Below are 8,037 nucleotides of genomic sequence, written 5' to 3'. Positions count from 1 at the left end.
GATAGGCCGGAGATGTAAGCACGGTAACGTGTTGAGTTGACCGGTACTAATAGGCCGAGGGCTTAACCACCCTAAACATTTTACTTGCGTCCACTGTGTGATTCACAGCAAACGAACAACCACCCCGAGTTGTAAGACCCGGGTTGCTGGTTGTATCGCACGCTGATGGCTGTTTCGGTGGTCATAGCGGAGGGGAAACGCCCGGTTACATTCCGAACCCGGTAGCTAAGCCCTCCAGCGCCGATGGTACTGCACTCGGGAGGGTGTGGGAGAGTAGGACGCCGCCGGACTCAACGTGATAGAAAGGCCCACCCCATCCGGGGTGGGCCTTTCTTTTTGCCCTTTTCCGGGCTCGTTATCTCTTCGTTACCCAACTTCGCGAACCGGATCCGCTGAATCCGCATCGCATCTGAGGACGGAGCGAGATACGGAAAGCGGGAGAGCGCGATGCGGGCGACGGTGGCGGTAGTGACGGGGATGCTGGGGCTGGCTCTGCTGGTCGGGTTCGGTCTCGGCCGGCCGGACGTGGATGTCGACCAGGCGCCCGCGGTGCGCGACGCGGCGGTCGTCGTCACTGGCGAGGGCACCACGCCCGCCGAAGTCGCGACGCCGGAGGTGCGTCACAGGGCGGCCCAGGCCACGGCGCCGGGCGCCGACCGGAGTGAGAAGCCGGGCGGATCTCTCGCGGAGGCGCCCGTTGCCGAGGCGGACGTCAGCGTGCTCGAAGCGGAACCGCGTGAGCAGGGCGCGGTCCGGCCTCGGTCGGGCGGGGAGCCGGAGGCGTCGATCATCGGTGACGGGAATTCGCACGTCTACTGGTAGGCCCTCACGCGGGGACGGCCACGCGAACGGCCGCTGCCGCGGGATCTCATGTCGTCACGGGGGCGAGCAGGAGATGCGGCGGCAGCGGCGAAGCCGGGTACGGGTGTGGTGCTTCTGTGGGCGCTCTGGGCGTACCGGGAATGGTGGAAGGCCGCGGCAGGTGGCGAGGGTGACCGGCAAGGGGTGTGCCGGCGGAAATCAGCGCCGGTATGCTGGCTGGCAGGCCGTGACTGGCGCGTTCGGATGGTTGACCATCGGGGAGCGGCCTCGTCGAGACGACGACTTGCCGTGCGCCTGGGCCTCTTCGCTTCGTGATAGGGAGGTCCCATGCCTGAGTTGAACGCCGAATCCACCGCCTTCCGCGCCGCCCTCGAGGTGGTCCGGTCCGTGGAGCCGCGGATCGCCGACGCGATCGCGCAGGAGCTGACCGACCAGCGCGAGTCGCTGAAGCTGATCGCGAGTGAGAACTACGCTTCCCCGGCTGTCCTGCTCGCCATGGGTAACTGGCTCTCCGACAAGTATGCGGAGGGCACCATCGGCCGTCGTTTCTACGCCGGCTGCCAGAATGTCGACTCCGTCGAGTCGATCGCCGTCGAGCATGCCAAGGCTCTGTTCGGCGCGCCGTACGCCTACGTTCAGCCGCACTCCGGCATCGACGCGAACCTGGTCGCCTACTGGGCGATCCTGGCCGATCGGGTCGAGGTGCCGTACCTGAAGAAGTTCGAGAAGCGGCAGATCAACGACCTGACCGACGCCGAGTGGGCCGAGCTGCGGCAGGCGTTCGGCAACCAGCGGCTGCTCGGCATGTCGCTGGACGCCGGTGGCCACCTCACCCACGGGTTCCGGCCGAACATCTCCGGCAAGATGTTCGACCAGCGCAGCTACGGCGTGGACCTGGCGACCGGCCAGATCGACTACGCGGCGCTGCGGGAGACGGCCCGGGAGTTCAAGCCGGCGGTGATCGTGGGCGGCTACTCGGCGTACCCCCGGAAGGTGAACTTCGCGACGCTGCGGGAGATCGCCGACGAGGTGGGCGCCACCTTCATGGTGGACATGGCGCACTTCGCCGGTCTGGTCGCCGGTGGCGTGTTCACCGGTGACTTCAACCCGATCCCGCACGCGCACATCGTCACCACCACCACGCACAAGAGCCTGCGTGGCCCGCGCGGTGGTGCGGTGTTCTGCCAGCCGGAGCTGTCCGCCCAGGTGGACCGCGGTTGCCCGATGGTGCTGGGTGGCCCGCTGCCGCACGTGATGGCGGCGAAGGCGATCGCGTTCGCGGAGGCCCGCCGGCCGGAGTTCGCGACCTACGCGCAGCAGATCGTCACCAACAGCCAGGCGCTGGCCGAGGGCCTGCTGAAGCGCGGTGTGCGGCTGGTCTCCGGCGGCACCGACAACCACCTGGTGCTGATCGACGTGCACCCGTTCGGCATCACCGGCCGCCAGGCCGAGCAGGCGCTGCTGGACAGCGGCATCGTCACCAACCGCAACGCGATCCCGCAGGACCCGAACGGCGCCTGGTACACCTCGGGCATCCGGATCGGCACGCCGGCGCTGACGAGCCGCGGCCTGGGCGTCGCGGAGATGGACCAGATCGCCGAGCTGATCCACAGCGTGCTGTCGGCGACCACGCCGGCCGAGGGGTCGAAGGCGAAGTTCACCCTGGACCCGGCGCTGGCCGACCGGATCAGCAAGCAGGCCACCGAGCTGCTGGCGCCGTTCCCGCTCTACCCGTCGGTCGACCTCGGCTGATCGCGCCCTCTTCGGAGCCCTTCACCCGTGCCGGGTGGAGGGCTCCGTCGTTTTTGTGTTCTTGCTCCGCAATGTGAGTTGTTACGAACGTTAGCGGAACCGGTTCCGGAATCTCTGTTATTGACGGTCCCGAATCGCCCCGGCCAGCGAGAACGCGTTATGAGCTGGGAAAACCCGGGTCGGTTCCGGAACCGCGCCGAAGTCTGGATTGTGAACCGGCGAACTCTTAGCGTCAGGAACTGGGTAAGCGCTCTCCCAAGATCATTCCTCCTCCGTCCTAGGAGATGCCATGTCCGTTCCCAGACGCTCCCCCTGGCGGCGCGGTGCCGCCGGCGGCCTGGTGGCCGTGCTGGTCGCCGGGCTGACCGCGATCACCGGCAGCGGTGCGGCCGCCGCCGAGGTCCTGCTCTCGCAAGGAAAGCCGGCCACCGCCTCGTCCACCGAGGCACCCGGCGCCTACCTCGCGGGCGAGGCGGTCGACGGCAACACCGGCACGCGCTGGTCGTCGGCCTTCGCCGATCCCCAATGGCTCCAGGTCGACCTGGGCAGCTCCCAGGCGATCACCCGGGTCGAACTGAACTGGGAGACCGCGGCCGCCAAGGCCTACCAGATCCAGGTCTCCGACAACGCGTCCAGCTGGACCACGGTCTACTCGACGACCACCTCGACCGGCGGCAACCAGTCGCTGGCGGTCACCGGCACCGGCCGGTACGTGCGGATGTACGGCACGCAGCGGACCACCACCTACGGCTACTCGCTGTGGGAGTTCAAGGTGTTCGGCGAGACCGGTGGCCCGACCGTTCCCGGTGGCGGCAGCCTCGGCGCCAACGTGATCGTCTTCGACCCGTCGATGTCGTCGGCCACCATCCAGGCCCGCGCCGACGAGATCTTCCGCCAGCAGGAGTCGGCCCAGTTCGGCACCGGCCGGTACGTGCTGGCGTTCAAGCCGGGCACCTACAACAACCTCAACATCCAGGTCGGCTTCTACACCTCGGTGGTCGGCCTCGGACAGAACCCGCAGGACGTCCGGATCAACGGGGACATCACCGTGGACGCCGGCTGGTTCCAGGGCAACGCCACCCAGAACTTCTGGCGCTCCACCGAGAACCTGTCGGTCTACCCGGTGAACGGGGCGAACCGCTGGGCCGTGTCACAGGCGGCGCCGTTCCGCCGGATGGACGTGCACGGTGACCTCAACCTGGCGCCCAACGGCTACGGCTGGGCCTCCGGTGGCTACATCGCCGACTCCCGGATCAGCGGCTCCGAGGGCCAGTACTCGCAGCAGCAGTGGTTCACCCGCAACAGCCAGATCGCGTCGAACACCAACGCGGTGTGGAACCAGATGTTCGTGGGTGTGCAGGGCGCCCCGTCGGGCGCCTCCTACCCGAACCCGCCCTACACCACGATCGCGGCCACCCCGGTGATCCGGGAGAAGCCGTACCTCTACCAGAGCGGCGGCGACTACGCGGTCTTCGTGCCCGGCCTGCGGACCAACTCGAGCGGCGTCAGCTGGGCGAACGGCAACACGCCGGGCACCGGCATCCCGCTCAGCCAGTTCTACGTGGCCAAGCCGGGCGACACCGCGGCGCGGATCAACCAGGCGCTCGCGCAGGGCCTGAACCTGATCTTCCAGCCGGGCATCTACCAGATCGACCAGACCATCAACGTGACCCGGGCGAACACCGTCGTCCTCGGCCTCGGCTACGCCACCATCATCCCGGTGAACGGCGTGACCCCGATGCAGGTCGCCGACGTGGACGGTGTGAAGATCGCCGGAATCCTGTTCGACGCGGGCACCACCAACTCGGCGAACCTGCTGGTGATGGGCCCGAACGGAGCGTCGGCCAACCACGCCGCCAACCCGTCGACCGTGCAGGACGTGTTCTTCCGGATCGGCGGCTACATCGCCGGCAAGGCGACCAACAGCCTGCTGGTGAACAGCAACAACGTGATCATCGACCACATCTGGGCGTGGCGGGCCGACCACGGCAACGCCGGTACGTACGGGTGGAACGTCGCGACCGGTGACAGCGGCCTGATCGTCAACGGTCAGGACGTCATCGGGTACGGGCTCTTCGTCGAGCATTACCAGAAGTACGAGGTGATCTGGAACGGCAACGGCGGCCGGACCTACTTCCTGCAGAACGAGATGCCGTACGACCCGCCGACCCAGGCCGCCTGGCGGACCGGGGCCAACGGGTACGCCGCGTACAAGGTGGCCGACTCGGTGACCACGCACGAGGCATGGGGCATGGGCAGCTACTGCTACTTCAACGTGAACCCGTCGATCCACGCGGACCGTGGGTTCGAGGTACCGGTCAAGTCCGGCGTGAAGCTGCACAACCTGCTGACCGTGTCGCTGGGCGGCAACGGGGTCATCGACCACGTCGTCAACACCACCGGTGGGGCGGCTCAGGGGACGGCGACGGTTCCGTCGTACGTCGTCAACTTCCCCTGACATCCACCACGCCGGTGATGGTCGCGGGAGTGGTCTCGGCCACTCCCGCACCCGTCGATTCCCTCAAGCCGCACCACCGGATGTCGATCAGCCTCGCATGAGGTTGCGTCAGGGTCGTCGGCAAGAAGGCGCGAGGACCAGTTCCCGCCTGTTCGCGACGTACGCCGCGGCTAGCCTGGTGCCGGTGGTCGCGCTCGCCGCGGTGATGATGCAGGGCTACCAGCGGGACGCGGCCGAGCAGGGCGAATCGCAGGGACTGGCGCAGGCCGCCGTGATCGCGGAGATGGCGATCGGGCCCGCGCTCGGCGGTGAGGAGGCGTCCGGCGCACGCGGCGGAGGGCTCACCGACGGGTTGAGCGCATCGCAGACCGAAGGCATGCACCGTGCCACCGAGCACGCCATCTTTCACGGGCTGGTGCTGCGCCTACGGGTGCGCAGCTTCACCGGGCGGGTGGTCTTCTCCGATGACGGGTCGACCAGCGGCGGGGTGCCGGTCGCCGACCCGGACTTCCAGGCCGCCGCGAACGGGGGCTCGCGCGCCAAGGTGCTCAACGGGGACGTCGACGTGATCCGGGTGCTGCAACCGCTCATCACGAGCGCCTCGGGGCAATCGATCGGTGTGCTGGAGCTGTATCTGCCGTACGAGCCGATCGCCAAGCAGTTGCGGGAGCAGGTCACCAGCACCTGGTGGCGGATGGGTGGCGGGCTCGCCGCCCTCTATCTGGTGCTGGCGCTGCTCGCCTGGTGGACCACCCGGTCGCTGAGCCGGTATGCGGCGCGGCAGGAGCACTCCGCTCAGCACGACGCGCTGACCGGCCTGCCGAACCGGGCCGCGTTCCGGGCCCGGGCCGAGACGGTGCTCGCCGGGGCCGCCCGGGACGGCGGCCGGGGCGCGGTCGTCCTGGTCGACCTCAACCGGTTCAAAGAGGTCAACGACACGCTGGGCCATCTGGCCGGCGACGAGTTGTTGCAGGTGGTCGCCACGCGGATGCGTGCCGCGCTGGGCCCGGAGAACATCCTGGCGCGCCTGGGTGGCGACGAGTTCGCCGCGGTGCTGCCGGGTCTCGGCGCGGTGGAGGCGATGGCGCTGTTGGCGACGGTGCGTGAACAGGCCTCCGAGGAACTGGTCCTGAACGGGGTGCCACTGAGGATCGAGGCCAGCTTCGGCGTCGCCCTGTACCCGGAACACGGCACCGCGTACCAGCAGCTGATGCATCACGCCGACGCTGCCATGTACCAGGGCAAGCGTGGCACCACGGGCATCGTGCTCTTCAGCGGTGCCGGGGCCGGTCATCCGCACCAGTGGCTGATGGTTCAGGCCGAACTGCGGCACGCGCTGGAGCGGGACGAACTGGTGCTGCACTACCAGCCGAAGGTGGGCCTGCCCGGGGGTGAGGTGCGTGGGCTGGAGGCGCTCGTACGCTGGCAGCATCCGCACCATGGGCTGCTGCCGCCCGGCGAGTTCCTGCCGGCCGCGGAGCATTCCGGGCTGATCGTGCCGCTCACCGAGTGGGTGCTGCGCCGGGCGCTCGCCGACCAGTTGTGCTGGACGGCGACCGGGCAGGACTGGGCACTGTCGGTGAACGTCTCGGCCCGCAATCTCGAGGTTCCGGGTTTTCCGCGGTTCGTCCTGGACCTGCTCGCCGAGGTCGGCACCCCGGCGCACCGGCTGATCCTGGAGGTCACCGAGACCGCGCTGGTCAGCGACATGGACACGGCGGTACGCGCGATCGCCCAGTTGGGCGCGTCCGGCGTCGGGATCTCGGTCGACGACTTCGGCGCCGGATACACCGGCCTGTCACAGCTGCGCGGGCTGCCCATCACCGAGATCAAGATCGACCGGGCGTTCGTCGCCGACGTGGCGCACGATCCGCAGAGTCAGGCCATCGTGCGTTCGGTGATCGAACTGGCGCACGGTCTCGGCAGCCGGGTCACCGCCGAGGGTGTCGAGACGCCGGAGGTGTGCCAGTGGCTGGCCGGGGTGGGCTGCGACGAGGCACAGGGCTATCTGTTCGGGCGTCCGGTGCCCTGGCCACAGGTCGGTCCGGTTCCTGTCGTGCCGTCCACCGAGGTAGAAGAGGTACGTAGATGAGGCGCTTGATGGCCGCGGCCGGTGTCCTTCTGATGCTGGCGACGGGTGCCTGCTCGCGGGGCGGCTCGGATGAGCAGAGCGATCCGTTCGACGCGACCGCCGGTGTCGCGGTCGACCGGGAGTTGCACGACAGGCTGCCGGAATCGGTCCGGAACAAGGGGTTCATCCGGCTGGTGACGGATGCCAGTTACGCGCCGATGGAGTACTTCGCCGCGGACGGGCGCACCATCATCGGGTTCGAGCCGGACCTGGCGGCCGCCCTCGGTGAGGTGCTCGGCATCCGTGCCGAGATGGTGGTGGGCCCCTTCAGTACGGCGCTGGACGATGTGGTGGCGGGCACCTACGACGGGGTGCTGTCGATGATGACGGACACGGCCGAGCGGCGGGAGCAGGCCGATTTCGTCAACTACTTCCACACCGGTACGTCGATCGTGGTCCAGCGCGGGAACCCGCAGGGGATCTCCGATCTGAACAGCCTCTGCGGCAAGGTCGTCGCCACCGAGAAGGGGACGTTCCAGGAGACGATGCTGCGCCGTGTCCAGAAGACGTGCGGGGACCGGTCGATGACCATCGCGGACTTCCCGACGAACGCGGATGCGCTGGTGCAGTTGCGTACCGGGCGGGCGGCTGCCGTGCTGAACGACTTCCCGGCAGCCATGTACCTGGCGACCGGCTCCCGGACCAGTGCCTTCTTCGAGATGGCGTCGGACGAACAGTACGAGGTGAGTCTGCTCGGTATCGCGGTGTCGAAGGAGAGCAGCGAGCTGCGGGACTGCCTGCGAGCGGCGCTGGACCGGCTGATCACCTCCGGTGTGTACACGGAGTTGCTGACCCGCTGGGGCTTGAATTCCGGAGCGATCCCGACCGCGATGGTCAACGGGCAGCCGGCCGAGCCTGCGGCGGGGTGAAACTA

General features: G+C 68.3%; 5 protein-coding genes, 1 rRNA gene and 1 riboswitch. All 6 genes read left to right on the top strand.

The annotated features are described in order from the left end of the window. Positions 1 to 173: 173 nt before the first annotated feature. The 6 genes from rrf to J5X75_RS21655 all read left to right on the top strand — a co-directional run bounded on the left by rrf (position 174) and on the right by J5X75_RS21655 (position 8,032). A 5S ribosomal RNA gene (gene rrf, locus J5X75_RS21680) occupies positions 174 to 290 on the top strand. 157 nt (positions 291 to 447) lie between these two features. Continuing rightward, entirely contained in the window at positions 448 to 822 is a 375-nt protein-coding gene (locus J5X75_RS21675; RefSeq protein WP_208469282.1) for a hypothetical protein, read from the top strand. 216 nt (positions 823 to 1,038) lie between these two features. After that, positions 1,039 to 1,129: riboswitch (ZMP/ZTP riboswitch) on the top strand. A 20-nt stretch (positions 1,130 to 1,149) separates the two neighbouring features. Beyond that, complete coding sequence (locus J5X75_RS21670; RefSeq protein ID WP_208469281.1) at positions 1,150 to 2,574, top strand: glycine hydroxymethyltransferase; 1,425 nt, start codon at positions 1,150 to 1,152, stop codon at positions 2,572 to 2,574. A gap of 289 nt (positions 2,575 to 2,863) precedes the next feature. After that, on the top strand, positions 2,864 to 5,032 hold the full coding sequence (locus tag J5X75_RS21665) for a discoidin domain-containing protein (RefSeq protein WP_208469280.1): 2,169 nt from the start codon (positions 2,864 to 2,866) through the stop codon (positions 5,030 to 5,032). Positions 5,033 to 5,216: 184 nt separating this feature from the next. Then, complete coding sequence (locus tag J5X75_RS21660; RefSeq protein WP_307798185.1) at positions 5,217 to 7,124, top strand: putative bifunctional diguanylate cyclase/phosphodiesterase; 1,908 nt, start codon at positions 5,217 to 5,219, stop codon at positions 7,122 to 7,124. Next, the gene (locus tag J5X75_RS21655) at positions 7,121 to 8,032 is read left to right on the top strand and encodes an ABC transporter substrate-binding protein (RefSeq protein WP_238488701.1); all 912 of its coding nucleotides are present in this window, start codon (positions 7,121 to 7,123) and stop codon (positions 8,030 to 8,032) included. Before J5X75_RS21660 ends, J5X75_RS21655 begins: the two co-directional genes overlap by 4 nt. Positions 8,033 to 8,037 lie beyond the last annotated feature (5 nt).

It is taken from the genome of Actinoplanes flavus (assembly GCF_017592555.1).
Taxonomy (GTDB): domain Bacteria; phylum Actinomycetota; class Actinomycetes; order Mycobacteriales; family Micromonosporaceae; genus Actinoplanes; species Actinoplanes flavus.
Note: the sequence above shows the minus strand (reverse complement) of the source record. Positions and strands in the feature narration are given on the sequence as shown.

Coding starts and splice junctions, on each gene's coding strand:
- J5X75_RS21665 (WP_208469280.1), top strand. CDS start 2,864: ATGTCCGTTCCCAGACGCTCCCCCTGGCGGCGCGGTGCCGCCGGCGGC.
- J5X75_RS21670 (WP_208469281.1), top strand. CDS start 1,150: ATGCCTGAGTTGAACGCCGAATCCACCGCCTTCCGCGCCGCCCTCGAG.
- J5X75_RS21655 (WP_238488701.1), top strand. CDS start 7,121: ATGAGGCGCTTGATGGCCGCGGCCGGTGTCCTTCTGATGCTGGCGACG.
- J5X75_RS21675 (WP_208469282.1), top strand. CDS start 448: ATGCGGGCGACGGTGGCGGTAGTGACGGGGATGCTGGGGCTGGCTCTG.